We start from the raw sequence: 21,017 nt of genomic DNA, 5'->3' as shown, positions 1-21,017 counted from the left end.
TGCTGCCATGCCTGATGGCGCAGCGCCATCAGGCACAATGCGACTTATCAGAACTGGTAGGTCAACCCTATTGCCACAATATCATCGTCATTAATGCCTAACGTGTTATCGCTATCAAGCTGATTGATTTTGTAATCTACAAACGCGGACATATTTTTGTTGAAGTAATAGGTTGCGCCAACGTCAATGTAATTCACCAAATCCTCACTGCCGACGCCCTCAATATCTTTGCCTTTTGACAGCACATAGCCTAATGACGGACGCAGACCAAAATCAAACTGATACTGGATAACCGCTTCGAAGTTTTGGGTTTTATTGGCAAATCCGCCGGAAACTGGCGTCATGTTGCGGGTTTCTGAATAGAAGGTCGCAATATAAATATCATTAGCGTCATACTTAACACCCGTAGCCCAGGCTTCGGCTTTATCGCCCGTACCGCGGCGCTGCAGATTTTGCTCCCTGGTGCGATCGGAGAGAGTATAAGCGCCGCTGACGGCAAAATCGCTGCCGCCGAAATCATAGCTCACGGATGTGCCGAAGCCGTCGCCGTTTTGCTTTTTCACATCGCGATCTTCGTTTTTCCCCTGATACTGTAAGGTAAGATCCAGTCCATCAACGATGCCGAAGAAATCGGTATTGCGGTAAGTCGCCAGCCCGCTGGCGCGTTTAGTCATAAAATTATCGGTCTGGGCGGAAGAGTCGCCGCCGAATTCGGGAAACATATCCGTCCAGGCCTCAACATCGTACAGCGCGCCCAGGTTACGTCCATAGTCAAAAGAACCGATATCTTTTAATTTCAGGCCAGCAAAGGCCAGGCGGGTTTTTTGCTGGGACGAATCACTTTCGGCTTTATTACCGGCAAACTCAGCTTCCCAGCGCCCGTAGCCGGTCAATTGATCGTTAATTTGCGTTTCGCCTTTAAAACCAAAACGAACGTAGCTTTGATCGCCATCTTTGCTGTCATAATCGCTCATATAGTGCATGGCTTTAACTTTTCCATACACATCAAGCTTATTACCGTTTTTATTGTAAACCTCGGCGGCGTGAACAGATGCTGATGCGATGATACTCACCACTATTGCCAGAGTGCTCTTATTCATTTCCATTCCTGTTTTAATTACGCGCTATGATTTGTCGGGAGACCCGGTAAAAAACAGGAAGGTTTTTAACGTTCGGTAATGAAAGATTTATGACAAAGTGAGAATTTTTTTAAAAAAATATGTTTAATTGTTGCGGTAATAAAATGGTCAAATTCCGCCGCTACGCTTGCTGATCCTGCGCAACAAAATTTCACGCTACGCGTACAGGTTGTTGGCAACCGGAGCCAGTCCTGCTAAAACGTTCATTTGGTCTTTATTTCTTATTTTGAACGGCAGAGAATCATGAGTGACAGCCAGACGCTGGTCGTAAAACTCGGCACCAGCGTGCTAACAGGCGGATCGCGCCGCCTGAACCGTGCCCATATCGTAGAACTTGTCCGCCAGTGCGCGCAGCTACACGCCGCGGGACATCGTATTGTTATTGTTACCTCTGGCGCGATTGCCGCCGGACGTGAACATCTCGGCTACCCGGAACTGCCGGCAACGATCGCCTCTAAACAGCTTCTGGCGGCGGTAGGGCAAAGCCGCCTGATTCAACTGTGGGAGCAGTTGTTTTCAATTTACGGTATCCATATCGGGCAGATGCTGTTGACGCGTGCGGATATGGAAGACAGAGAGCGCTTTCTGAACGCCCGCGATACGCTACGTGCATTACTGGATAACCATATTGTGCCGGTTATCAATGAAAATGATGCCGTTGCGACAGCGGAAATTAAAGTGGGCGATAACGATAACCTCTCCGCGCTGGCGGCTATCCTGGCAGGCGCGGATAAACTGCTGCTGCTGACCGATCAGCAAGGATTATTTACCGCCGATCCGCGTAGCAATCCGCAGGCGGAGCTTATCAAAGATGTGTATGGCGTTGACGATGCGCTGCGCTCTATCGCGGGAGACAGCGTTTCCGGGCTGGGAATCGGTGGTATGAGCACTAAGCTTCAGGCGGCAGACGTGGCCTGTCGCGCGGGTATTGATACGATTATTGCCTCAGGCAGTAAACCGGGCGTTATCGGCGATGTGATGGAGGGGATTTCCGTCGGCACCCGTTTTCATGCGCAAGCCTCGCCGCTGGAGAACCGAAAACGTTGGATCTTCGGCGCGCCGCCGGCAGGCGAAATTACGGTTGATGAAGGCGCGACCGCGGCAATGCTGGAACGTGGCAGTTCACTTCTGCCAAAAGGCATCAAAAGCGTGACGGGCAATTTCTCGCGGGGGGAGGTCATCAGAATTTGTAACCTGCAAGGGCGTGATATCGCTCATGGCGTCAGCCGTTATAACAGTGATGCTCTGCGGCGGATAGCCGGTCACCACTCTCAACAAATCGATGCGATTCTGGGCTATGAATATGGCCCGGTCGCTGTTCATCGTGATGACATGATTACTCGATAAGGAACAGGCATATGCTGGAACAAATGGGCATTGCTGCTAAAGCGGCGTCGTATAAGCTGGCGCTGCTCTCCAGCGGCGAAAAAAATCGCGTGCTGGAAAAAATAGCCGATGAACTGGAAGCGCAAATGGAAAGTATCCTCAGCGCGAACGTACAAGATGTTGAGCAGGCGCGGGCCAACGGCCTGAGCGAAGCGATGCTGGACCGCCTGGCGCTGACCCCTGCGCGTCTGAAAGCGATTGCTGACGATGTGCGCCAGGTCTGTAATCTTGCCGACCCGGTCGGGCAGGTGATCGACGGCGGTCTGCTGGACAGCGGGCTACGTCTGGAGCGCCGCCGCGTGCCGTTGGGCGTGGTTGGCGTTATCTATGAGGCGCGTCCGAATGTTACCGTTGATGTGGCTTCTTTGTGTCTGAAAACCGGTAATGCGGTGATTCTACGCGGTGGGAAAGAGACGCATCGCACGAATGCCGCAACCGTTCGTGTCATTCAGAAGGCGCTGAAAGCTTGCGGTTTACCGGAGGCGGCGGTTCAGGCGATTGATAATCCGGATCGTTCGCTGGTCAATGAAATGCTGCGTATGGATAAGTACATCGATATGCTGATCCCGCGCGGCGGCGCAGGCTTGCATAAACTGTGCCGCGAGCAATCCACCATTCCGGTGATTACCGGCGGGATTGGCGTGTGCCATATTTTTGTCGATAGCAGCGCAGACATCGCCCCGGCGCTGAAGATTATTGTCAACGCCAAAACCCAGCGCCCGAGCACCTGTAACACGGTGGAAACCTTGCTGGTGCATCAGGACATCGCAGAACGCTTTTTGCCTGCGCTGAGCAAGCAGATGGCGGAGAGCGGCGTAACGTTGCATGGGGATGAAACCGTCATGCAACTGCATGGCCCTGCCAAACTGGTGCCGCTGAAACCGGAAGAGCTGGATAACGAGTTTCTGTCTCTGGATCTGAACGTTGTGGTGGTCGAAAATATGGATGGCGCTATCGCTCACATTCGCGAACATGGTACTCAGCACTCCGATGCGATTTTGACGTGTGATATGCATAATGCTGCGCGTTTTGTGAACGAAGTGGATTCCGCTGCGGTTTATGTCAACGCCTCTACCCGTTTTACCGACGGCGGGCAGTTTGGGCTTGGCGCAGAAGTGGCGGTCAGCACGCAGAAATTACATGCCCGCGGTCCGATGGGGCTTGAAGCGCTTACCACCTATAAGTGGATCGGCTTTGGCGATGGTACGATTCGTGCGTAATTAATGACGAGCGGTGCAAAAATAGCCGGTTGAGTAGCAAGGCTATTGACGCACCGCCCGGTTAGTTTTAACCTTCTACCCCGTGATTCACCCGCGTGAACACACCCTTCTCAGGGCCGATATAGCTCAGTTGGTAGAGCAGCGCATTCGTAATGCGAAGGTCGTAGGTTCGACTCCTATTATCGGCACCAGTTAAATCAAATACTTACGTGTTATTCGTGCCTTCCTTATTTTTACTGTGGGACATATTTGGGACAGAAGTACCAAAAATCGAGTCAATTTGTCGAGCATGTTCAGTCAGGTGATTTGGTGCCAGATGAGCATATCGGCGAACCATTTCGATAGACTCCCAGCCACCCATTTCCTGCAATACCGAAATCGGAACGCCAGCCTGAACTAACCAACTTGCCCACGTGTGCCTCAGGTCATGAAAACGGAAGTCTTCAATGCCCGCTCGTTTTAATGCTGCCCTCCATGCAGTATTAGCGTCATAGCGCATCTTCCTCACTACAGGTGATTTAGTTCCGTCTGGTTTGGTGCTGCTTTCCTTGTAGACGAACACCCATTTGTGATGATTGCCGATTTGCTTTTTCAGCACCCGGCAAGCGGTATCATTCAGCGCCACTCCAATGGCATGATTAGACTTGCTTTGTTCCGGGTGTATCCATGCCACCTTTCGTTGCATGTCTATCTGCTGCCACTCCAGATTGATAATGTTAGACCGCCTTAAGCCAGTAGAAAGCGCAAACTCTACGACTGACTTTAGCGGTTCCTGGCATTCATCAATCAACCTTTTTGCCTCGTGAGGCTCAAGCCAGCGGATACGCTTATTTTTCGGCTGAGGAACTTTGATGATCGGAGCCTTATCCAGCATCTTCCATTCGCGTTCAGCAGCCCGGAGGAGTGCCTTAATGAATGAAAGGTGAGTTGCTTTTGTGGCTACTGCTGCCGGCTTAGGCTTGAATACCGGAGGTTGCTTCCCATTCTTCCTGCAAGCTTCATCCATTAACTTCCAGTTTTCCTCATGCCGCCGATTAGTCATCTTCTGGATGGCGGAGTAAATCTTCGTCTCGGTAATATCCTTCAACTGCATCCCTGCAAAATGCTGGAGCCAGAATCCTATCCGACTCTTGTCATCATCCAGCGACTTCTTATGCGCCTTCTCCTCTAACCACCTGACACAGGCCTCCTCAAAAGTCATGTCAGGCGTCTCTCCTAATTTACTTACCCTCCATGCTTCTGCCTTCAGCTTGTCATGAAGCTCTGTGGCCTGCCTTTTGTCCTTTGTCCCAAGAGACTGCTTAAATCTTTTGCCGTTCGGCAATGTGAAACTGGCGTACCAGGTTTCACCTCTGCGGAATAGTGACATTTCAGTTCCTCTGTTATGTCATCACCCGCGCTCACCTGGACAGTATGCAGCGGAGATTGAAGTGCCGCAATGCAGGCTTGTCGTGTGGTGAGGTAAGGGGATTTCGGTTTGGTGGGGTCTTTACGTGTTGCCTGTAGTCGGCCTGTGCGAATCCAGTTGGTGGCGGTAGGTCTGGATATCTTGAGAAATGCACAGGCCTCATCGAGTGTGAGGCTGTGTGATTCCATGGTTACTTTCCTAATACTGAAGCGAGAAGAGCAATCTCTACAAGAAGCTCAATAAATCCGAAAATTGCTATACCTGCGTAAACCGCGCCATCAATATCCCCGCGGCGACAAAGATAGGTGGCACTGATAACAAGAACCATCATTCGCTCCATAAAACAAAACCCGCCGTAGCGAGTTAAGATAAAAAAATCCCCGCGAGTGCGAGGATTGTTATTTTTGCGGTGCTGCTGCGAGCATGGCCTCGTAGATATTACCGAACTGTACGCAGAATGACTCATCGCTATTGAACATCACATCTTCGCAGTTCATCGCCGCAGCTATCATTTCGTCCGTAGGTTCGACGGGTACAAGTGCGTAACCATCCGGTACTACCGGCGCGGGCGGAGCGGCATATACTGGCTCATAAACATCTGTGTCAGTGTCAGCGCCTGGTTGTTCGTCAAGACTGAACACGCGCCCTGTAAAGCGATTCATATAGCCAATTGGCTCAGCTTCCAGCGATGCCAGCGCGATACGCGCCAGATCCATTTGTTCACCACGGGTAAGCCCGTTTTCAAGCGGCGATTTAACGAACAATTCAATACGTTCTTTGGTAATAGTAGTCATGGGTTAGTCCTTCACAAAAATAATCCAGTGGGTTTTATCGTTCTTCCCGGTTCGCTGGCCAATAATTGGTTTTACGTCCGTCAGCGCCAAAATCTGGCTTACCGGAATCTGCGTTTCGTTCCATTTAAAAATGAGTACACCGTGTGGCCGCAATACGCGGAATGCCTCTTTAAACCCGGCGCGAATATCCGCGCGCCATGTTTTTTTATTCAGGTGCCCGTATTTTTTACCCATCCAGGCCGTTTGACCGACACGTTCCAGATGAGGCGGATCAAACACCACAACCGGAAACGACGAATCAGCAAACGGTAGCGCGCGAAAATCAGCAATCAAATCAGGACTGATAACCAGACGGCGACCGTCGCACAATGTGTGTTCTTCGGCACGGATATCGGCGAACACGGTGCGGGAATCCTGTTTGTTGAACCAGAACATGCGAGAGCCGCAGCACATGTCCAAAATTGTTTGCTGTGACATCACGACTCCTTAACCTTGATCCCAGCGGCGCGTATTTCGTGCATCGCATTGTCATTACCTGCACACCAACCCTCGGCGTAATCCCGGCTGAATCCGCTCAGGTGCATGACCTCACCAACGCTGCGTTTTGGTAAGTTGACCGTCCGTGCTTCCAGTTCTGCAATGCGCTTTTTGGCTGCTTCCCGTTCATCCAGTAGTGCCAGCACGGCAGCTGGACTGGCTGCGGCGATGAATTCAGCATTGGCCTGCTGTTCCATTTGGAAATCTTCATCGAAACCGCTTTCAGGATGCGCTCCTTCAATTCTGCAAATGGGAATATATCCAGCAGCCTCGCGATGAATTAGTGCATCATCACCATCAAATCGGCCCTCTCCATATTCGAGCGACCACACACCACACGTTGCTTTCTCTGCCTTTTCACGCAGGGCCTGATAGTTAATCTCGCTCATGTCACATCACCATGAATCCGTTGCATTTACGTAAAAAATCGCAGATATAGCCCTTCATTTTTTCGTGCCAATCTCGATCATTCCCATTGCACCAACCATCAGGTGGAGTCCAGTTTTCTATCAGAGCAGCCATTTTCTTTGCTTTTGCAGGAGTAGCTGTTGCGGTATCGCAGTAATGACGAGTGTCGATCAACGTATCCATACCATCGATATCAAGTACGCAAAACCATGTGTGATTCGGCATTTCAACAGATGGTATTTGTTGCCCACGTCGACGTTTATCAATAAGACATACACTCACTGGTTGCCTCCTTTGCGAAGCTGGGCAGCAAAGTCACGGATAGTGTCATCAAGGTCTGGACACAACAGATTGTCAGCAAACATCTCTACCCCCTGCGCCCACACTTCAGCCAGGAATGCATCGGTAGCTGGAGTTTCGCTGTGGTGTAGGGCATCGTTGATAATCATTGCAGCAACTCCGGCCTGCCCTGCATCCGTGACCGACACATGCTCAAGAGTTACGGCCATTGCGTGTTTCATCCCCGCATTCTCCGCTGCCAGCGCCGCGCACTTGGCCTCCGCTTCAGCAAATTTACGCACCAGATATTCAGCGTTTGTTTCGTTAACCTTTAAATCTCGTGGGATGCATTTACCTTTCAGAAATCCATCCATCTCAATTAGTGTCATTTGTTTCATTTCTTCCCACTCCGCCACATCTCATTCAGATATTTGTTTTGATTTACTGACGGAAAAGAATTTCTCTTAAGCAATTCCTCTCTCGATGGCATTGGCTTTACGCGTTGGCGAATAATCATTTCTGCCGGAAGAATGCCGGGATTGTATGCAAGTCCTCTCATGGTAAATTCCTCAGTCATTACTGATAGCGCCATAACGTGAGCGGTAATTTTTAAGGCGCGGGTCGATTTCAATGAATTTTGTATATATTGCTTTGCGGAATGGTCGTATTGATGTCTGCCTGATGAGTTCTTTTTCGTTACGCTCAGCTAGCCAGATTGAATTTCGAAAATCTCTTTCTGCTTTCGTTTCCTGCGGCATTGACATTATCAGGTCGTAGTTCTTTCTGAATTTATCCAGCACATCCGAGACGGAATTGCCGGAACATCGGCGCGGGTCGTCCGCCCCATATAGAGGTGCAGGCATAATTTACTCCGGGGTAGGTTATCCGAATAATGTGGTAGGGATAGGGCTATTTCTTTCGTAAACGTGATAGCCTGCTTTTTACCGACTCTTCACTTCGCCCGAGAATTTTTGCTACATTTCTTTGTGTATAGCCTGATGAGATAAGCGCCTGCATTCTTTTGTCTTCGTCTTCGCTCCATCTTGGCTTAACGAATGCCGTTTTTAATGACAGTTTTTTTGCTATGTAATAAAACTGATTTATGTTTAGGCCCAGATGTTCTGCTGCACGGCAAGCTACCATGCGACCGCAAACTGACTCCATCTCCGCTGGAGTTATGTTTAATCTTCTCATTAAGCCACCTGTTTAAGCTCATTTATTCTGATATTCATTACCTGAACGCATTTTGTCTGCGCATCATCGTGACCAGCCAATAATTGCCAGTCATGCTGATATCTCTCAATTAGCTTTTTCTTGTCAGTTTCTGTTGCTGCATAATCGCTGAAGTCTTTCAGGATTTGTTCGCAGTCAACCGATGGAGATTTCTGGTTGGTATTTTCTGGTGATGGTTGATTGCATGAGGCTGGCATGGCCCAGTCCGGCAGCGATGGAGGGAGCCAGTAAAATCCTGTTCCATCCTTCAGTTTGGCCCTGTGCCATCCTTGTTTCTTATCACTGGATATCTGCGCAAAACCTTCCTCAAGGTTATACAGATACCGACCAATTCCCCACTGAACGGCAGCACGCTTCATTGCGCCGGAGCGACCACCTTTGACGGCTTCTACCTGTGTGTTTTCAGCAGCATCCCATTTGGTTACCCATTCAGAACCAATCTTGATTGATATGCCGCATTCAACGCCACCGTTGTTGGGAATATCGCGATATTCATTGCGCCATCCTGCTTTGCCGCAAACATCGTCCAGGCGTTTCATGATTGCCCTGTTCGTGACATAAGCCAGCACCATAGCCCACACTTTGCCATCGCGTGTTTTACCGCTTTGCTGTATTCGCCATTCGATATCTTCAGCTGCGAACGGTTCATCTAACTGATCCAGATTCATGAGTAATACCCCGCAAATTCATCCCAGCTAATAACCGGATTCTGCCGTTCTGCGGCTAAGTTAATTTGCTGCTCCGCTTCCTCCTCAATTTTAGGAGAAATGAGAGCAATAAATTCTTCATCATCAAAATCATGCAACATGACGCGCCTCCCATTCTTCGTCCTGCCACTTATCCCAACCAAGAGCTATTCCGGCAGCCCATGTATAAGCATCAGACATTCCCTGTTTTGTATCCGGAAATACTTTCTCATATAGCTTGTTGAACTCCCTGTTTCCTTGCTGAACAAGAATTGTTCCATTAACAGGCGTAATGGTCATGGCGTGGCACTCCTGGCTGATTAAGAATTTCACCGAGACGTTTCAATCCGGCCCGTAATTTTCTGGTGATACGCTCTAAAAGTGATTCATTAAGGTGTGCGATACCCATGACGGCACCGCCCGCGATAGTAAATGTCATCGTGGGATTCTCCATTTTCATTTATTGGCATAGCTAAAACGCCTCGATATGAAGCGCTGTGGATATGCGATAAAAAAGCCGCCCTGACTGCGAGCGGCAAATAATATCAAGGGATGATTTTTCGATTAACCAGAACGAGTCGTCGTCCTCGTTTGGTTACGAGCGAAATTGCTCACATAGCAGACTCGTAAATCTGCTATCGGTGCTTATTCGCTGACAAATTTGGTAAGACTTTCGTGTAGCGAAACCAAAATTTCATCATCAAACCCATCAAGTAATGCTTGTTCGATAAGTTTGATAATTTCTGATGCCTGCTCTTTATTTATTTCCATCACTCCTCCCCATCGCTTTTAACCCAATCAGGCCATTCTCCGGCCCCGAGGTAAAAGTCAATTATCGAAAGCAATCGTGGATAAAATTTTAGAGCTTTACGACCATCCATCTCAGTAATTTCCTGCTTACTATATTTTCTCCATTCCTCAACTGTGTGGTTCTGGCACCCTGCTCGTACATATTCACCGTTCGTTATACTTATGAAGTATTTCTCACCCAGGATTACGAAAGTGAGATCAGGCAGGTCGGCACCGCACAGGTTGGCATCGCGCAGGTCGGCACCGTACAGGTCGGCACCGCGCAGGTTGGTATCGCACAGGTTGGCATCGCACAGGTTGGTATCGCACAGGTTGGCACCGCACAGGTTGGCATCGCACAGGTTGGCACCGCACAGGTTGGCACCGCACAGGTTGGCACCGCACAGGTTGGCACCGCACAGGTTGGCATCGCACAGGTTGGCACCGCACAGGTTGGCATCGCACAGGTTGGCATCGCGCAGGTCGGCACCGCGCAGGTTGGCATCGCACAGGTTGGCATCGCACAGGTTGGCTCTCGATCCGCTCTCACGCATTGAGGTAATCCACACTTTGTGTTCTTCAAGAATCTTCGATAAATCTGCTGAATTCATGTTGTTATTCCTTAAATTTTGGCAATAAAAAAGGCCGCATTGCGACCTGATTAGATGAGAGGCTTGCTGTAAAAAATTCTGGATTGTGCCTGTCTTTTAACCACATCAGGCTCGGTGGTTCTCGTGTACCCCTACAGCGAGAAATCGGATAAACTCTATTCACCCCTACAGAGAGCAAAAAGAGAATCGCCGATGAACAACTCATGGTGGCAGGAGCTAATGCGTTTTTTCCTGCAAGGAATGACACTTAAACAGTTGATTCATATGCTAATCATCCTGATCGTATTGATTATTGTTATGCCGGTAAGCGTAAAAGAATGGATAAACCTGCATAATCCAGAAATACTTCCTCATTACTGGATGTATTACATCCTGTTGTTCTGCGTTAGCTATGTGCTTAACGGTGTTGTTAATTCCGTTTATCACGCTGTTACTGAAAGAATTGAGGCATCAACTGCTCAGCGGCGTAAGGACAGAGAAGAAAAAGTCGTTCGGGATTTGTTTGATTCGTTAACTCTTGGAGAAAGAGCGTATTTGGCATTCGCTGTAGCCGCTAATAACCAGCTAAAGACAGAAAAGGGAAGCCCTGAAGCAATTTCATTGCTCAAAAAAGGGATTATCACTCGATTGCCTTCTGCTATTGGATATCCTGATATTGACCGTTTTATTATCCCGGAAAAGTATTTTAATGAGTGCTACATGAGATTTGCCGGGAAGTCAGACATTCTTATGAATGAACTTATTGTACAGGACGAACAGCTCAAAAAATAACGACTTAACCGACGAATACCTTACCTCGCTGTTATTTGTTTGCTCTTACGATGACCAGCCGCGTAAAGTGCTACGTCTGGAAGAAGTACAGATCCTCCTTCAACTTCCTTCTGACGCGTTCCGGCAAGCGAAATGGCTTTGGTGACACGGTCAATTCTTTTGGCTTTAACTTCCTGAGAAGCATCAGGAGCATCGCAGCCAAAAATTGAATCGATGATATTGCAGATGGTGTCGCGCTCCATTGCTAGCTTTCTGCGCCGCTCATGACGGCGAGTTTTAGCATTGCCTGCAAACGTTGACTTCCCGTAGATAATAACCGTCATGATTTAATCCTCATGTGAAATAGCTTTGGTGTTGCAGATAGCCAGGCGACTAACCCTGACCGCGTACTCATTGCCGAGCGCCTCCGCCGAAGAGGTTGGCTTCTACCTGCAACCCAAACCCATCTCGTTTGGTATCTGTTTGCGCTTTGTCAGCGCCCCATCGAAGTTAAAGAGCCTGCCAATCTGTTCCGTTTGGCTTCCAGCTTCCTGCTGATGGCTAAATAGTACGATGTGTACTTTATTGAGTCAATACAAAATGTTCTAAATGTGGTTAGTTTTTTATAACACTTTGTATTTTATTGATTTATATTTTGGAAAAAGAAAACCCGACGCTAAGGTCGGGTTATTGTTGTGTGTTTTAGAGTGGTGAGGCTGTTAACTAAATGTCTCTTCAGGCCACTGGCTGGCGATAACTTTCCCTACTACGGAACAGCTATCATTGCATGGGATCATTGGATATTGCGGGTTTAGTGGTTGTAGGAACACCTGACCGCTATCCCTGATCAGTTTCTTGAAGGTAAACTCGTCACCACCAAGTCTGGCTATGCAGAAATCACCTGGCTCAACAGCCTGCTCAGGGTCAACGAGAATTAACATCCCGTCAGGAAAGCTTGGCTTGGAACCTGTTGGTGCGGTCATGGAATTACCTTCAACTTCAAGCCAAAACGCACAATCACTGGCTTTTTTGGTTGTGCTGACCCATCTCTCCGCATCACCTTTGGTAAAGGTTCTAAGCTCAGGCGAGAACATCCCGGCCTGAACATGAGAAAAAACAGGGTACTCATATTGTTTTTTAACGGGGGCAGATGAGTATTCGCCAACAGGTGAAAATGTACCGTCGTGGTTGAATGAGACGTTATCAATACCAAGGTATTTAAACACCACACCAATCTCGTCAAGAGATGGATGACGAGATCCGCGCAACCAGTGACCAATTCCACCCTGCGTCATACCAAGCTCTTCAGCTAACTTCTCTTGAGTTATGCCGAGTTCTTTCATTCTGGATCTAGCCAGTTCATACCATTTCATCTTCATATCCTTATTATTACGCTCTGTACTAAAACCATCCATGCACAAGATGTATTTTTTGTTTGCATTCCAAAAGTACATATCGTATTATTGTTTCATGGTTACTATGGAGGGCATATGAGCAACCTACGAAAATATCGAGAGTCACTGAATATCTCTCAAACAACACTTGCTAAGGCGGTTGGATGCACACAGGGAGCTATCGGACATTGGGAATCTGGTCGTCGCTTCCCAGACCTTAAAACATGCCGTGCTCTTGTTGCGTGCCTAAACAAGTTAGGCGCAAAAGTCAGTCTTGATGACGTGTTCCCGCCGGAACACAAAGCCGCTTAATAAGCGGATCAGCTCTTTATCAATCTGCACCGCCGACAACGCGGTAACTAATTAATCACTCATCGAAAGATGAGTATTAGTGATTATTTACCTATGGAAATAGTAAGAAATGGAACAAACAAGTTACAGCAAACTATCACAGCGCGACGTTGATCGCGCAGAAACAGATTTACTCATCAACCTGTCAACGCTTACCCAGCGCGGTCTGGCAAAGATGATTGGCTGTCATGAATCGAAGATAAGCAGAACGGACTGGAGATTTATTGCTTCGGTCTTGTGTGCTTTTGGAATGGCATCAGACATCAGTCCGATTAGTATGGCTTTTAAGTATGCGCTTGATGAAATCACAAAGAAAAAATCCCCGGCCGCCACCGAGGATTTTAAGCAAATTGATATGCAATTCTGAGGGAATTACTGGATCAATCCACAGGAGTAATTATGCCAAAACAACTCAGTCCTGACCAGGACAAATTACACAAAAACATACTACGTGATCGGTTCTTATCCAGCTTCAAACAGCCTGGTCGATTCCGGGCTGAGTTGGAAAAGGTGAAGCTGATGCAGAAGGAGAAAGGTCATGAGTAATCTTGCAACCGTAACACATTTAAGGCCTTCACAACGGCCTGTGGAGCGTCGTGTGGCAGAAGTTGAAGATGGTTATACCCGTCTTGCAAATGCCCTGTATGAAGAGCTTATCGGCGCAGATTTAACGAAAAATCAGAGCAAGGTTGCCCACGCCATATGCCGTAAAACATACGGCTACGGTAAAAAGATGGATCGCATCTCTGATAGTCAGTTAGCTCAAATTACCAGGCTGCCAAGACAGAAGGTAAACAAGGCCAAGAATGAGCTTATCGCGATGAAGGTTATCCTTCGCGAAGGCCAGCAAATCGGGCCAAACAAGAACATCGAGGAATGGCAAATCGAAGGCTGTCACTACTCTGGTGATAATGTCACTGCATTGGTGACAAAAAGTGTCACCAAAACGGTGACAGCGCTGTCACCAAAACAGGGACACACAAAAGAAACTATTACAAAAGAAAAAAGAAATAATAAAAACACTATGTCCGAAAGTGTTCGGACGGAGTGTGAAAAATCACCTGACCGTTACGAAGAAACCGACAAGGCATTCGAGGAAATATTCTGGTGTGCAGGCATGCGGAAAGCCGGGAAGAAAAACGCAGCTTCGGCATTCAGAACACAGTTCAGGGAGTGGCGTAAAACCACCAGGGGGACGGCAAGCGAGTTTGCCACAATGCTGGCAGAAGATATCGCGTGCAGGAACGGTAAGCAGTTCGGATTCGACAGGTTGTTACCATCGAGCTACCTGAACGGTCAACGCTGGAACGACGAGAAGCCAGAAACCATTCAACCACAATCCAAACCATCATCCGCAATCACCGTATCGAAAACTGGCTACGTGTTTTTCGACAGGTGAACCATGAAATCAAAAATCAAATCGCTACTGGTCGCTGGTTATAACCACGGCTGGTTAAGTATTTCGTTTGTCGATTTCTGGTTTAAAAATCTCAATCTGAGGGAATTATGACACCGAGTGAACTCAGCGACCTGCTTTGGGCGCAGGTTGACAGGGTGGCTCCTCACCTGTTGCCAAACGGCAAGAAAGACGGGCATGAATGGGTTGCTGGTAACGTCAACGGCGACAAGGGGAACAGTCTGAAGGTTAACCTTAGCGGAAAGAAAAAATGGGCTGATTTCGCTGAGGGAGACGGCGGTGACATGCTTGATTTGTGGATGGCGTGTCGTGGAATTAACCTGCATCAGGCCATGCAGGAAGCGAAGGCATTTCTCGGCATCAGGGAGGACGATCACCATTTCGACGCCAAACGTGAGAAGAGATTCTCCAGACCTGACCGCAAGAAAATAGCCCGCTACGTTACCAGAACAGAATCACATCTTGAGTACCTGCAATCGCGTGGCATATCGCCTGAAGTCGCGAAGCGATACGAGGTTGTCAGCGGAAAGGTCTGGAATGGCGAACGTGAACTGAGTGCCCTGGTGTTTCCGTACAAACGCGATGGCGAGCTGCTGCAGGTCAAGCGAATCAGTACTGAACGTCCGGACGGGAAGAAAGTCATCATGGCAGAAGGTGACTGTGAACCCTGTCTGTTCGGATGGCAGGCTCTCGATGCTGGCGTGAGGGCGGTTGTGCTTTGCGAAGGCGAAATTGATTGCATGAGCTATGCACAATACGGAATCCAGGCGCTATCTGTCCCGTTCGGTGGCGGGAAAGGCGCTAAACAACAGTGGATTGAGTTTGAATACCATAACCTAGACAGGTTTGAGGAAATATTCATTTCGATGGATGTTGATGATGTAGGTCGCGAAGCTGCAAGGGAAATCGCAAGCCGACTGGGTGAACATCGCTGTCGTCTGGTTACACTGCCACACAAAGATATCAACGAATGCCTGATGAACGGCGTCACCGAGGATGAAATCTGGCAGTACATCGGGACAGCGTCATATTTCGACCCCGAAGAGCTTTACAGCGCCCGTGAGTTTTATCATGACACCATCAATGCTTTCTACGGCAAGCAGCAGTATCTGTTTAACCCACCGTGGGAAACGCTGGCTTACAACTTCCAGTTCCGTGAAGCTGAGTTGACTCTCGTTAATGGCGTTAATGGTCACGGAAAAACAGAGGTTGTCGGGCATATGGCGCTGGAGGCCATGAGGCAGGGGGTAAAAACATGCGTCGCATCGCTTGAACTGAAGCCCGGGATTCTGCTCAAACGCCTGACCCGGCAGTCTACATGTTGCAAAATGCCGCCAGTTCTGGAAATCGAATCAGCATTTAAGTTTTACGATGACCGGCTATGGTTATTTGGCCTGACAGGTACAGCCAAGGCTGAACGCCTGATTGAAATTTTCACATACGCAAGACGGCGATACGGCATCCAGTTATTCATTATCGACAGCCTCATGAAATGCGGGATCGGTGATGACGACTACAACGGACAGAAAGCGTTTGTTGATGCGTTGTGCGATTTCAAAAACAAAACCAATTCCCACATCATTCTCGTTACTCACTCAAGGAAAGGAGACAGCGAGGAGAAACCCACCGGGAAAATGGACGTAAAAGGCTCAGGAGCGATTACAGACCTCACAGATAACCTGTTTATCATCTGGCGCAATAAAGCTCGCGAGAGAGCGTTACAGCGCGTTCAGGCTGGCGAGCAAATTAACGAGAAAGACCAGCAACTTCTTGCTGCGCCCGCATCTGTTTTAATGCTTGAGAAGCAGCGAAACGGGGAAGGGTGGGAAGGCGGTGTGCCGTTATTTCTTGACGAGCAGTCTCACCAGTTCCTGCAAATGGAAGGTGCGTCACCATACAACTACATAGCTAACATGCCGAAGTCGGAGTATGACGAAGTGTGGAGGCAGGAGAATGTTACGGAGTACTGAATGAACAACCAAATAATACCTGAAATGCTTTTGAATCCCCGCTTCATTGCTGTTTTGAACAGATGTATCGACGAAGAAGAGCTCATTATGCAATTTGAAAGGTTGTCAGGTGTCACTCGACCACCAAAGGGGCAACATCCAATAGAGCTGATGGTTGATAAAGCGACAGGATTTTCTGATGAGCAGTGGAAACGGTTTTTTGAGGCATTTATCCCGTTCGTCTATGAGTTTATATGGCTCACATGGAGAGACCGTGACAATGAGGAGTGCTGGCAATGACCATCTACATCACTGAGCTAATAACAGGCCTGCTGGTAATCGCAGGCCTTTTTATTTGGGGGAGAGGTAAGCATGGTTAATTGGATGCTCGCCGCCATCAAATGCATTGGCGTTGGATGGATTCTTCTGACGTTTTTTATTGTTCTGCGTAGCTACATTAGCCTTGTTAATGGCGGTAAAGACCCATTCTCTACGTTGTTTGGTGCTGCGTTTACCTGGGTACTTATCGGAATTGTACCTGTAGCGATAGCAAAAATGGCGTGGCGTTTTATCAACTAAAAGTGAGAGTAATGATGAGAAAGAAACAAGCAGAGAAATTATTTTGTGACGCCATGGATGCGTTGGCTAAGGTCGGAGAAAGCCCATTGAATTACTGTCTGTCTTATGCCCGTGGTTTTATGGCTGCCGAGAACAAGACGGAGTATCTGCACGAATGGGAAGACGGGACAATGCGTCTGAAAGTTAGCGATGGCGAGCAGGTTCATTGATGGAGAGGAATATGGACGAATCAAGAAAGCAGTTTTTGGAATGGTGGAGACACCCTGAGCAAGAAGAGCTTCGGAAAAGTTGCGCTGAGGGATGGGGAGAGAAAATATGGTCTGCTTCACGTTCTGCTATTTCGATTGAGTTGCCAGCAAAAAATGATATCTCCGGCGATGACTACCCCATTCCTGACCTGGTTGATTGGGATGATGGAAGAAACGCTGGAATTCAGGAATGCGCAGAAGCCATCCGCGCTGCTGGAATCAAAGTGAAGGGGTAAGTATGAGCGAGTTAAAAGCGTGCCCGTTTTGTGGAGGACATGCTGAAACATTCACAACTGACGGCACAGAAGTTGGTACCTATTGGTATTGGGCGGAGTGCTGGGTATGCGAAAGCAGGACAGGACTTTATGAGACAGAAGAGAAAACGGCAGAGGCATGGAACCAGAGGGTAAACCATGAAGCAAACCTATCTGCTTCGCAACGAAGCAATCAGAAATAACGCCATAGACGCCATTCTCTCACTACCCATCGACGACAAGTCACCCCACGAAGTCCACGTCAAAGAACCTAAGCGAACCAAAGCGCAGAACGACCGTATGTGGCCGATGCTTCAGGACGTCTCCCGTCAGGTGCTTTGGCATGGTCAACGACTGCCTCCAGAAGACTGGAAAGACATCTTCACCGCGCTGTGGCTCAAGACTAAAAAGCTGAAGCAAAGAAGCGTACCCGGTATTGACGGCGGTGTTGTTCTTCTTGGGGTACGTACCAGCAAAATGAGGAAGGCCAGCATGACAGAGCTTATCGAAATCATGTTCTGGTTCGGCTCAGAACGTAACGTGCGATGGAGTGATGATTCCCGGCGTGAGTATGAATGGTCACAACGAACGGGGAGGGCAGCATGAGACGATGTTATCGATGCGGAGAAAGCAAAGACGATTATCGATTCCGGCCAAATCAACCTTATTGGCACCAATGGTGTATCAGATGTGAGCGGTCGCCAGTAGGTAATTTCCCGCTGCCAGAGACGAAGGAGGACGTATGGCACGACAGCGACGAAGTATCACCGACATAATCTGCGAAAACTGCAAATACCTTCCAACGAAACGCTCCAGAAATAAACGCAAGCCAATCCCAAAAGAATCTGACGTAAAAACCTTCAATTACACGGCTCACCTGTGGGATATCCGGTGGCTTAGAGAACGTGCGAGGAAATAAGGTGATTGACCCCAATCGAAGTTACGAGCAGGAAAGTATAGCGAGAGCCTTATGCGCCGGATGTAACAAGCAGCTGGCACCTGATGAAATTTACGCCTGTGCAGAATGCATCAACGAATGGCTGGTATATCGAGATCCGAATGGAGATATGTCTAATGAGGATATTCAGGAGCAATAAATGGCTTCAGGCAGTAAGGGAGATAGATTGCTGCGTTCTGTGTGGTCGATATGGAGTTCAGGCTGCGCATCGCAACGAAGGAAAGGGAATAGGGCTAAAGGTTGACGACAGCCTAACGGCGGCGCTTTGCCCGTCATGCCATGAGCGAATCGACAACGGAAAAGATTTAAGCCGGGAAGAGCGACGCTCAGAAATGGACCGCGCCATTGTCTTAACGTTGCAAAAGTTAACACGCGAAGGGAGGGTAACAGTGCGATGAACGAATACCGTATAGCGTTGCCGTGGCCTCCATCCAATAACCGCTACTGGCGTCACTCACGAGGAATCCACTACATCAGCGATTGGGGAAAGCGATACCGGCGAGAAGTAATCGAAATAATTCAGCAACAACAGTTAGACATCAAAATAACACCACGCATCAGAATCACCATCCACGCAGCACCTCCCGATAACCGCAAACGCGACCTGGACAATTTGCCAAAGGCCGTTTTTGACGCACTCACCAGTGCGGGATTCTGGCTGGATGACGGTCAGATAGACGATATGCGTATCAAGCGCTGTCAGGCGATTAAAGGAGGGATGCTTGTGCTGGTAGTGACTGAGACGTGCGGAAATTTGCCAATGATTACGGAACTACTGGAGGCCGCATGAAATGCAAGATTGATGGTTGCGATCGCGAATGCAGGTACATGGAACAGCAGGTATGCCAAAAGCATTACTTCAGAATGATGCGATACGGAACATACGAACTGACTAAACATGGAAAAGGAAAAGGCATCTCGGCGAACGCCAATGGATACGTGATGATTAAAGAGCCATCTCATCCCCTGGCAATGAAGAATGGATTCGTGTACGAGCATAGGAAGGCTGTGTATGCAAAGTTCGGAGAGCATTTACCTCCATGCGAATTGTGCGGAAAATATGTTACTTGGGCGAATGCGCATATTGACCACAAGGATGACAGAGTCAATAACAACAACCCAGATAACCTTAGAGTTTTATGCAATGCCTGCAATGTAATGCGATCACGTATTCATATCCCCTCACATACCAGAAAAACCAGCCACGCCATCACCTTCAATGGGGAAACAAAAACCCCAGCGGAATGGTCGCGTGACCCAAGAGTAAGCATCGCCGGGAATACAATTCTGTTCAGGCTTAGGAAAGGAATGAGCGTAGAGCAGGCGCTATTCGGTCAAAAGCTCACACATCGAGGTAAGAAGGCAAATGGATACCAACCGAAATACGGTGAGTATCAGCAGAAACTTAAAGACCTGTGTGAAAGCAGAAGTGAGGCAGCATGACTCCATCTATCAAAACCATCCCAGAGTTACTCATTGAGACATACGGAAACCAGACAGAAGTCGCTCGGCGCTTATCGTGCCACCGCAACACAGTCAGGCGTTATCTGTACGACAAAGAAGCCAGGTATCACGCCATCGTTAACGGCGTTTTAATGATTCATCAGGGCGGGAGAGGTATTTATGACCGTAACCAGCATTAACCAGGCAAAACAGCAGCGTGAACGTGACGAGGCTGAATTACGCAGCGTCAGAGAGATGACGGAGCAACACCAGAAGGCGATGGATTATCTGAATGAGCGAGAGCGTGAACTGGTGAACCGGCTTGGATTGAACAAGCCAGCGGGAGGCGATGCTGCATGAGACTCGAAAGCGTAGCTAAATTTCATTCGCCAAAAAGCCCGATGATGAGTGACTCACCGCGGGCTACGGCTTCTGACTCTCTTTCCGGTACTGATGTGATGGCTGCTATGGGGATGGCGCAATCACAAGCCGGATTCGGTATGGCTGCATTCTGCGGCAAGCACGAACTCAGCCAGAATGACAAACAAAAGGCTATCAACTATCTGATGCAATTTGCACACAAGGTATCGGGGAAATATTGTGGTGTGGCAAAGCTCGAAGGAAATACTAAGGCAAAGGTACTGCAAGTGCTCGCAACATTCGCTTATGCGGATTATTGCCGTAGTGCCGCGACTCCGGGCGCAAGATGCAGAGATTGCCACGGTACAGGCCGTGCGGTTGATATAGCCAAAACAGAGCAGTGGGGGAGAGTTGTTGAGAAAGAGTGCGGAAGATGCAAAGGTGTCGGCTATTCAAGAATGCCAGCAAGCGCCGCATATCGCGCTGTAACGATGCTAATCCCAAACCTTACCCAACCCACCTGGTCACGCACTGTTAAGCCGCTGTATGACGCTTTGGTGGTGCAATGCCACAAGGAAGAGTCAATCGCAGACAATATTTTGAATGCGGTCACGCGTTAATAGCATGATTGCTACGGATGGCAACATATTAACAGCATGATATTGACTTTTTGAATAAAGTTGGGTAAATTTGACTCAACGATGGATAAATGCACTCGTTAAATAAAGCCCTGAGTTTAACCGCTCGGGGCATTTTGCGTTTTAAGCACGACATTTCTGAAAGCGCCCTATCACCAATCACCAGAACACATCCAGATACCCTTG

Annotated in this window: 42 protein-coding genes, 1 tRNA gene and 1 pseudogene; 24 read left to right on the top strand and 20 right to left on the bottom strand. The window is 48.5% G+C overall.

Annotation, left to right across the window (positions count from 1 at the left end; genetic code table 11):
• Positions 1-47: 47 nt before the first annotated feature.
• Positions 48-1,100: a phosphoporin PhoE gene (phoE, locus tag QEN31_RS18220; protein ID WP_001043667.1), complete on the bottom strand. Its 1,053-nt coding sequence runs from the start codon at positions 1,098-1,100 to the stop codon at positions 48-50.
• Positions 1,101-1,382: 282 nt separating this feature from the next.
• Here phoE and proB point away from each other — a divergent pair, with 282 nt between their 5' ends.
• From proB to QEN31_RS18205, 3 genes are all read left to right on the top strand, one after another.
• A complete protein-coding gene (gene proB / locus QEN31_RS18215; protein WP_001285273.1) occupies positions 1,383-2,486 on the top strand; it encodes a glutamate 5-kinase in 1,104 nt (367 codons plus the stop codon).
• Between the two features lie 11 nt (positions 2,487-2,497).
• Entirely contained in the window at positions 2,498-3,745 is a 1,248-nt protein-coding gene (gene proA, locus QEN31_RS18210; RefSeq protein WP_000893223.1) for a glutamate-5-semialdehyde dehydrogenase, read from the top strand.
• Between the two features lie 115 nt (positions 3,746-3,860).
• Positions 3,861-3,936: transfer RNA gene (locus QEN31_RS18205), tRNA-Thr, on the top strand.
• 14 nt (positions 3,937-3,950) lie between these two features.
• Here the strand turns inward: QEN31_RS18205 and QEN31_RS18200 are convergent.
• The 17 genes and pseudogenes from QEN31_RS18200 to QEN31_RS18120 all read right to left on the bottom strand — a co-directional run bounded on the left by QEN31_RS18200 (position 3,951) and on the right by QEN31_RS18120 (position 10,490).
• Positions 3,951-5,069, bottom strand: coding sequence for a tyrosine-type recombinase/integrase (locus QEN31_RS18200; RefSeq protein ID WP_327258397.1), 1,119 nt, complete (start codon positions 5,067-5,069; stop codon positions 3,951-3,953).
• Complete coding sequence (locus QEN31_RS18195; protein WP_000443634.1) at positions 4,991-5,341, bottom strand: helix-turn-helix domain-containing protein; 351 nt, start codon at positions 5,339-5,341, stop codon at positions 4,991-4,993. Before QEN31_RS18195 ends, QEN31_RS18200 begins: the two co-directional genes overlap by 79 nt.
• 2 nt (positions 5,342-5,343) lie before the next feature.
• Positions 5,344-5,484, bottom strand: coding sequence for a hypothetical protein (locus tag QEN31_RS18190; RefSeq protein ID WP_153266261.1), 141 nt, complete (start codon positions 5,482-5,484; stop codon positions 5,344-5,346).
• A 336-nt stretch (positions 5,485-5,820) separates the two neighbouring features.
• Positions 5,821-5,947 (bottom strand): annotated as a pseudogene (locus QEN31_RS18185) (DUF551 domain-containing protein); the annotation flags it as partial.
• Between the two features lie 3 nt (positions 5,948-5,950).
• Positions 5,951-6,424, bottom strand: coding sequence for a class I SAM-dependent methyltransferase (locus QEN31_RS18180; RefSeq protein ID WP_022630917.1), 474 nt, complete (start codon positions 6,422-6,424; stop codon positions 5,951-5,953).
• A complete protein-coding gene (locus QEN31_RS18175; RefSeq protein WP_022630918.1) occupies positions 6,424-6,873 on the bottom strand; it encodes an ead/Ea22-like family protein in 450 nt (149 codons plus the stop codon). Before QEN31_RS18175 ends, QEN31_RS18180 begins: the two co-directional genes overlap by 1 nt.
• Position 6,874: 1 nt before the next feature.
• A complete protein-coding gene (locus QEN31_RS18170; RefSeq protein ID WP_022630919.1) occupies positions 6,875-7,174 on the bottom strand; it encodes a DUF7739 domain-containing protein in 300 nt (99 codons plus the stop codon).
• Positions 7,171-7,569: a hypothetical protein gene (locus tag QEN31_RS18165; protein WP_022630920.1), complete on the bottom strand. Its 399-nt coding sequence runs from the start codon at positions 7,567-7,569 to the stop codon at positions 7,171-7,173. Before QEN31_RS18165 ends, QEN31_RS18170 begins: the two co-directional genes overlap by 4 nt.
• Complete coding sequence (locus QEN31_RS18160; RefSeq protein ID WP_023167639.1) at positions 7,566-7,730, bottom strand: DUF2737 family protein; 165 nt, start codon at positions 7,728-7,730, stop codon at positions 7,566-7,568. Before QEN31_RS18160 ends, QEN31_RS18165 begins: the two co-directional genes overlap by 4 nt.
• Positions 7,731-7,740: 10 nt before the next feature.
• A complete protein-coding gene (locus QEN31_RS18155) occupies positions 7,741-8,034 on the bottom strand; it encodes a phage anti-RecBCD protein (RefSeq protein WP_022630922.1) in 294 nt (97 codons plus the stop codon).
• A 46-nt stretch (positions 8,035-8,080) separates the two neighbouring features.
• Complete coding sequence (locus QEN31_RS18150) at positions 8,081-8,365, bottom strand: sigma factor-like helix-turn-helix DNA-binding protein (RefSeq protein WP_001253478.1); 285 nt, start codon at positions 8,363-8,365, stop codon at positions 8,081-8,083.
• Complete coding sequence (locus QEN31_RS18145; RefSeq protein WP_023167638.1) at positions 8,365-9,072, bottom strand: Rad52/Rad22 family DNA repair protein; 708 nt, start codon at positions 9,070-9,072, stop codon at positions 8,365-8,367. Before QEN31_RS18145 ends, QEN31_RS18150 begins: the two co-directional genes overlap by 1 nt.
• A complete protein-coding gene (locus QEN31_RS18140; protein WP_058685122.1) occupies positions 9,069-9,212 on the bottom strand; it encodes a hypothetical protein in 144 nt (47 codons plus the stop codon). The genes QEN31_RS18145 and QEN31_RS18140 overlap by 4 nt, the downstream gene beginning before the upstream one ends.
• The gene (locus tag QEN31_RS18135) at positions 9,202-9,390 is read right to left on the bottom strand and encodes a DUF5444 family protein (RefSeq protein ID WP_000156731.1); all 189 of its coding nucleotides are present in this window, start codon (positions 9,388-9,390) and stop codon (positions 9,202-9,204) included. The genes QEN31_RS18140 and QEN31_RS18135 overlap by 11 nt, the downstream gene beginning before the upstream one ends.
• Positions 9,371-9,529, bottom strand: a complete 159-nt coding sequence (locus QEN31_RS18130; protein ID WP_024144985.1) for a protease FtsH-inhibitory lysogeny factor CIII — start codon at positions 9,527-9,529, stop codon at positions 9,371-9,373. Before QEN31_RS18130 ends, QEN31_RS18135 begins: the two co-directional genes overlap by 20 nt.
• 206 nt (positions 9,530-9,735) lie before the next feature.
• Positions 9,736-9,861: a hypothetical protein gene (locus QEN31_RS18125; RefSeq protein WP_000405108.1), complete on the bottom strand. Its 126-nt coding sequence runs from the start codon at positions 9,859-9,861 to the stop codon at positions 9,736-9,738.
• Complete coding sequence (locus tag QEN31_RS18120) at positions 9,861-10,490, bottom strand: pentapeptide repeat-containing protein (protein ID WP_327258360.1); 630 nt, start codon at positions 10,488-10,490, stop codon at positions 9,861-9,863. The genes QEN31_RS18125 and QEN31_RS18120 overlap by 1 nt, the downstream gene beginning before the upstream one ends.
• 192 nt (positions 10,491-10,682) lie before the next feature.
• Here QEN31_RS18120 and QEN31_RS18115 point away from each other — a divergent pair, with 192 nt between their 5' ends.
• Positions 10,683-11,261, top strand: a complete 579-nt coding sequence (locus QEN31_RS18115; RefSeq protein WP_001682202.1) for a superinfection exclusion B family protein — start codon at positions 10,683-10,685, stop codon at positions 11,259-11,261.
• Between the two features lie 20 nt (positions 11,262-11,281).
• Here the strand turns inward: QEN31_RS18115 and QEN31_RS18110 are convergent, their stop codons facing one another.
• Together QEN31_RS18110 and QEN31_RS18105 are read right to left on the bottom strand one after the other, a co-directional pair.
• The gene (locus tag QEN31_RS18110; protein WP_327258358.1) at positions 11,282-11,584 is read right to left on the bottom strand and encodes a transcriptional antitermination N peptide; all 303 of its coding nucleotides are present in this window, start codon (positions 11,582-11,584) and stop codon (positions 11,282-11,284) included.
• Positions 11,585-11,959: 375 nt separating this feature from the next.
• Positions 11,960-12,655, bottom strand: coding sequence for a LexA family protein (locus QEN31_RS18105; protein ID WP_014532159.1), 696 nt, complete (start codon positions 12,653-12,655; stop codon positions 11,960-11,962).
• A 75-nt stretch (positions 12,656-12,730) separates the two neighbouring features.
• Here QEN31_RS18105 and QEN31_RS18100 point away from each other — a divergent pair, with 75 nt between their 5' ends.
• The 20 genes from QEN31_RS18100 to QEN31_RS18005 all read left to right on the top strand — a co-directional run bounded on the left by QEN31_RS18100 (position 12,731) and on the right by QEN31_RS18005 (position 20,813).
• Entirely contained in the window at positions 12,731-12,946 is a 216-nt protein-coding gene (locus QEN31_RS18100; RefSeq protein WP_000067727.1) for a helix-turn-helix transcriptional regulator, read from the top strand.
• A gap of 109 nt (positions 12,947-13,055) precedes the next feature.
• Complete coding sequence (locus QEN31_RS18095) at positions 13,056-13,352, top strand: CII family transcriptional regulator (protein WP_308415943.1); 297 nt, start codon at positions 13,056-13,058, stop codon at positions 13,350-13,352.
• 32 nt (positions 13,353-13,384) lie between these two features.
• Positions 13,385-13,531, top strand: coding sequence for a DUF2740 family protein (locus QEN31_RS18090; protein WP_001125982.1), 147 nt, complete (start codon positions 13,385-13,387; stop codon positions 13,529-13,531).
• Entirely contained in the window at positions 13,524-14,384 is an 861-nt protein-coding gene (locus tag QEN31_RS18085) for a replication protein (protein WP_000067066.1), read from the top strand. The genes QEN31_RS18090 and QEN31_RS18085 overlap by 8 nt, the downstream gene beginning before the upstream one ends.
• A 107-nt stretch (positions 14,385-14,491) precedes the next feature.
• Positions 14,492-16,372, top strand: a complete 1,881-nt coding sequence (locus tag QEN31_RS18080; RefSeq protein ID WP_024132273.1) for a toprim domain-containing protein — start codon at positions 14,492-14,494, stop codon at positions 16,370-16,372.
• Complete coding sequence (locus QEN31_RS18075; protein WP_001064628.1) at positions 16,373-16,651, top strand: hypothetical protein; 279 nt, start codon at positions 16,373-16,375, stop codon at positions 16,649-16,651. It begins immediately after the preceding gene.
• 72 nt (positions 16,652-16,723) lie between these two features.
• Positions 16,724-16,930 (top strand): hypothetical protein, encoded by a 207-nt coding sequence (locus QEN31_RS18070; protein WP_023170974.1) that lies wholly within the window; start codon positions 16,724-16,726, stop codon positions 16,928-16,930.
• A gap of 11 nt (positions 16,931-16,941) precedes the next feature.
• Positions 16,942-17,139 (top strand): hypothetical protein, encoded by a 198-nt coding sequence (locus tag QEN31_RS18065; protein ID WP_023170973.1) that lies wholly within the window; start codon positions 16,942-16,944, stop codon positions 17,137-17,139.
• Between the two features lie 11 nt (positions 17,140-17,150).
• Positions 17,151-17,414 carry a hypothetical protein gene (locus QEN31_RS18060; protein WP_024159706.1) on the top strand — a complete coding sequence of 88 codons (264 nt, stop codon included), beginning with the start codon at positions 17,151-17,153 and terminating at the stop codon, positions 17,412-17,414.
• Positions 17,369-17,635: a Lar family restriction alleviation protein gene (locus tag QEN31_RS18055; protein WP_071788188.1), complete on the top strand. Its 267-nt coding sequence runs from the start codon at positions 17,369-17,371 to the stop codon at positions 17,633-17,635. Before QEN31_RS18060 ends, QEN31_RS18055 begins: the two co-directional genes overlap by 46 nt.
• Positions 17,592-18,038, top strand: a complete 447-nt coding sequence (locus tag QEN31_RS18050) for a recombination protein NinB (RefSeq protein WP_001748047.1) — start codon at positions 17,592-17,594, stop codon at positions 18,036-18,038. The genes QEN31_RS18055 and QEN31_RS18050 overlap by 44 nt, the downstream gene beginning before the upstream one ends.
• The gene (gene ninD / locus QEN31_RS18045; RefSeq protein ID WP_308738160.1) at positions 18,008-18,208 is read left to right on the top strand and encodes a protein NinD; all 201 of its coding nucleotides are present in this window, start codon (positions 18,008-18,010) and stop codon (positions 18,206-18,208) included. The genes QEN31_RS18050 and ninD overlap by 31 nt, the downstream gene beginning before the upstream one ends.
• A complete protein-coding gene (locus QEN31_RS18040; protein ID WP_000113770.1) occupies positions 18,175-18,351 on the top strand; it encodes a NinE family protein in 177 nt (58 codons plus the stop codon). Before ninD ends, QEN31_RS18040 begins: the two co-directional genes overlap by 34 nt.
• 1 nt (position 18,352) lies before the next feature.
• A complete protein-coding gene (locus QEN31_RS18035; protein WP_072103172.1) occupies positions 18,353-18,529 on the top strand; it encodes a protein NinF in 177 nt (58 codons plus the stop codon).
• Positions 18,507-18,788: a hypothetical protein gene (locus tag QEN31_RS18030; RefSeq protein WP_001218098.1), complete on the top strand. Its 282-nt coding sequence runs from the start codon at positions 18,507-18,509 to the stop codon at positions 18,786-18,788. Before QEN31_RS18035 ends, QEN31_RS18030 begins: the two co-directional genes overlap by 23 nt.
• Positions 18,785-19,180 (top strand): crossover junction endodeoxyribonuclease RusA, encoded by a 396-nt coding sequence (rusA, locus tag QEN31_RS18025; protein ID WP_023206523.1) that lies wholly within the window; start codon positions 18,785-18,787, stop codon positions 19,178-19,180. Before QEN31_RS18030 ends, rusA begins: the two co-directional genes overlap by 4 nt.
• Complete coding sequence (locus QEN31_RS18020; protein ID WP_286102133.1) at positions 19,177-19,833, top strand: HNH endonuclease signature motif containing protein; 657 nt, start codon at positions 19,177-19,179, stop codon at positions 19,831-19,833. The genes rusA and QEN31_RS18020 overlap by 4 nt, the downstream gene beginning before the upstream one ends.
• On the top strand, positions 19,830-20,033 hold the full coding sequence (locus tag QEN31_RS18015) for a phage NinH family protein (RefSeq protein ID WP_000188966.1): 204 nt from the start codon (positions 19,830-19,832) through the stop codon (positions 20,031-20,033). Before QEN31_RS18020 ends, QEN31_RS18015 begins: the two co-directional genes overlap by 4 nt.
• A complete protein-coding gene (locus QEN31_RS18010; RefSeq protein ID WP_023170970.1) occupies positions 20,014-20,193 on the top strand; it encodes a hypothetical protein in 180 nt (59 codons plus the stop codon). Before QEN31_RS18015 ends, QEN31_RS18010 begins: the two co-directional genes overlap by 20 nt.
• Positions 20,190-20,813 carry an antitermination protein gene (locus QEN31_RS18005; RefSeq protein ID WP_001235452.1) on the top strand — a complete coding sequence of 208 codons (624 nt, stop codon included), beginning with the start codon at positions 20,190-20,192 and terminating at the stop codon, positions 20,811-20,813. The genes QEN31_RS18010 and QEN31_RS18005 overlap by 4 nt, the downstream gene beginning before the upstream one ends.
• Positions 20,814-21,017: the final 204 nt, after the last annotated feature.

The sequence above is a fragment of the Salmonella sp. SA15303 genome (assembly GCF_029962125.1).
GTDB lineage: Bacteria > Pseudomonadota > Gammaproteobacteria > Enterobacterales > Enterobacteriaceae > Salmonella > Salmonella enterica.
This window is presented reverse-complemented; position numbering and strand designations above follow the sequence as displayed.

Bases quoted from the DNA above. Each gene is read 5' to 3' on its own strand.
- phoE (WP_001043667.1), bottom strand. From the start codon at position 1,100: ATGAATAAGAGCACTCTGGCAATAGTGGTGAGTATCATCGCATCAGCA.
- proB (WP_001285273.1), top strand. From the start codon at position 1,383: ATGAGTGACAGCCAGACGCTGGTCGTAAAACTCGGCACCAGCGTGCTA.
- proA (WP_000893223.1), top strand. From the start codon at position 2,498: ATGCTGGAACAAATGGGCATTGCTGCTAAAGCGGCGTCGTATAAGCTG.
- QEN31_RS18195 (WP_000443634.1), bottom strand. From the start codon at position 5,341: ATGGAATCACACAGCCTCACACTCGATGAGGCCTGTGCATTTCTCAAG.
- QEN31_RS18190 (WP_153266261.1), bottom strand. From the start codon at position 5,484: ATGATGGTTCTTGTTATCAGTGCCACCTATCTTTGTCGCCGCGGGGAT.
- QEN31_RS18180 (WP_022630917.1), bottom strand. From the start codon at position 6,424: ATGTCACAGCAAACAATTTTGGACATGTGCTGCGGCTCTCGCATGTTC.
- QEN31_RS18175 (WP_022630918.1), bottom strand. From the start codon at position 6,873: ATGAGCGAGATTAACTATCAGGCCCTGCGTGAAAAGGCAGAGAAAGCA.
- QEN31_RS18165 (WP_022630920.1), bottom strand. From the start codon at position 7,569: ATGAAACAAATGACACTAATTGAGATGGATGGATTTCTGAAAGGTAAA.
- QEN31_RS18160 (WP_023167639.1), bottom strand. From the start codon at position 7,730: ATGAGAGGACTTGCATACAATCCCGGCATTCTTCCGGCAGAAATGATT.
- QEN31_RS18155 (WP_022630922.1), bottom strand. From the start codon at position 8,034: ATGCCTGCACCTCTATATGGGGCGGACGACCCGCGCCGATGTTCCGGC.
- QEN31_RS18150 (WP_001253478.1), bottom strand. From the start codon at position 8,365: ATGAGAAGATTAAACATAACTCCAGCGGAGATGGAGTCAGTTTGCGGT.
- QEN31_RS18145 (WP_023167638.1), bottom strand. From the start codon at position 9,072: ATGAATCTGGATCAGTTAGATGAACCGTTCGCAGCTGAAGATATCGAA.
- QEN31_RS18140 (WP_058685122.1), bottom strand. From the start codon at position 9,212: ATGTTGCATGATTTTGATGATGAAGAATTTATTGCTCTCATTTCTCCT.
- QEN31_RS18135 (WP_000156731.1), bottom strand. From the start codon at position 9,390: ATGACCATTACGCCTGTTAATGGAACAATTCTTGTTCAGCAAGGAAAC.
- QEN31_RS18130 (WP_024144985.1), bottom strand. From the start codon at position 9,529: ATGACATTTACTATCGCGGGCGGTGCCGTCATGGGTATCGCACACCTT.
- QEN31_RS18125 (WP_000405108.1), bottom strand. From the start codon at position 9,861: ATGGAAATAAATAAAGAGCAGGCATCAGAAATTATCAAACTTATCGAA.
- QEN31_RS18120 (WP_327258360.1), bottom strand. From the start codon at position 10,490: ATGAATTCAGCAGATTTATCGAAGATTCTTGAAGAACACAAAGTGTGG.
- QEN31_RS18115 (WP_001682202.1), top strand. From the start codon at position 10,683: ATGAACAACTCATGGTGGCAGGAGCTAATGCGTTTTTTCCTGCAAGGA.
- QEN31_RS18110 (WP_327258358.1), bottom strand. From the start codon at position 11,584: ATGACGGTTATTATCTACGGGAAGTCAACGTTTGCAGGCAATGCTAAA.
- QEN31_RS18105 (WP_014532159.1), bottom strand. From the start codon at position 12,655: ATGGATGGTTTTAGTACAGAGCGTAATAATAAGGATATGAAGATGAAA.
- QEN31_RS18100 (WP_000067727.1), top strand. From the start codon at position 12,731: ATGAGCAACCTACGAAAATATCGAGAGTCACTGAATATCTCTCAAACA.
- QEN31_RS18095 (WP_308415943.1), top strand. From the start codon at position 13,056: ATGGAACAAACAAGTTACAGCAAACTATCACAGCGCGACGTTGATCGC.
- QEN31_RS18090 (WP_001125982.1), top strand. From the start codon at position 13,385: ATGCCAAAACAACTCAGTCCTGACCAGGACAAATTACACAAAAACATA.
- QEN31_RS18085 (WP_000067066.1), top strand. From the start codon at position 13,524: ATGAGTAATCTTGCAACCGTAACACATTTAAGGCCTTCACAACGGCCT.
- QEN31_RS18080 (WP_024132273.1), top strand. From the start codon at position 14,492: ATGACACCGAGTGAACTCAGCGACCTGCTTTGGGCGCAGGTTGACAGG.
- QEN31_RS18075 (WP_001064628.1), top strand. From the start codon at position 16,373: ATGAACAACCAAATAATACCTGAAATGCTTTTGAATCCCCGCTTCATT.
- QEN31_RS18070 (WP_023170974.1), top strand. From the start codon at position 16,724: ATGGTTAATTGGATGCTCGCCGCCATCAAATGCATTGGCGTTGGATGG.
- QEN31_RS18065 (WP_023170973.1), top strand. From the start codon at position 16,942: ATGATGAGAAAGAAACAAGCAGAGAAATTATTTTGTGACGCCATGGAT.
- QEN31_RS18060 (WP_024159706.1), top strand. From the start codon at position 17,151: ATGGACGAATCAAGAAAGCAGTTTTTGGAATGGTGGAGACACCCTGAG.
- QEN31_RS18055 (WP_071788188.1), top strand. From the start codon at position 17,369: ATGCGCAGAAGCCATCCGCGCTGCTGGAATCAAAGTGAAGGGGTAAGT.
- QEN31_RS18050 (WP_001748047.1), top strand. From the start codon at position 17,592: ATGAAGCAAACCTATCTGCTTCGCAACGAAGCAATCAGAAATAACGCC.
- ninD (WP_308738160.1), top strand. From the start codon at position 18,008: ATGGTCACAACGAACGGGGAGGGCAGCATGAGACGATGTTATCGATGC.
- QEN31_RS18040 (WP_000113770.1), top strand. From the start codon at position 18,175: ATGGCACGACAGCGACGAAGTATCACCGACATAATCTGCGAAAACTGC.
- QEN31_RS18030 (WP_001218098.1), top strand. From the start codon at position 18,507: ATGAGGATATTCAGGAGCAATAAATGGCTTCAGGCAGTAAGGGAGATA.
- rusA (WP_023206523.1), top strand. From the start codon at position 18,785: ATGAACGAATACCGTATAGCGTTGCCGTGGCCTCCATCCAATAACCGC.
- QEN31_RS18020 (WP_286102133.1), top strand. From the start codon at position 19,177: ATGAAATGCAAGATTGATGGTTGCGATCGCGAATGCAGGTACATGGAA.
- QEN31_RS18015 (WP_000188966.1), top strand. From the start codon at position 19,830: ATGACTCCATCTATCAAAACCATCCCAGAGTTACTCATTGAGACATAC.
- QEN31_RS18010 (WP_023170970.1), top strand. From the start codon at position 20,014: ATGACCGTAACCAGCATTAACCAGGCAAAACAGCAGCGTGAACGTGAC.
- QEN31_RS18005 (WP_001235452.1), top strand. From the start codon at position 20,190: ATGAGACTCGAAAGCGTAGCTAAATTTCATTCGCCAAAAAGCCCGATG.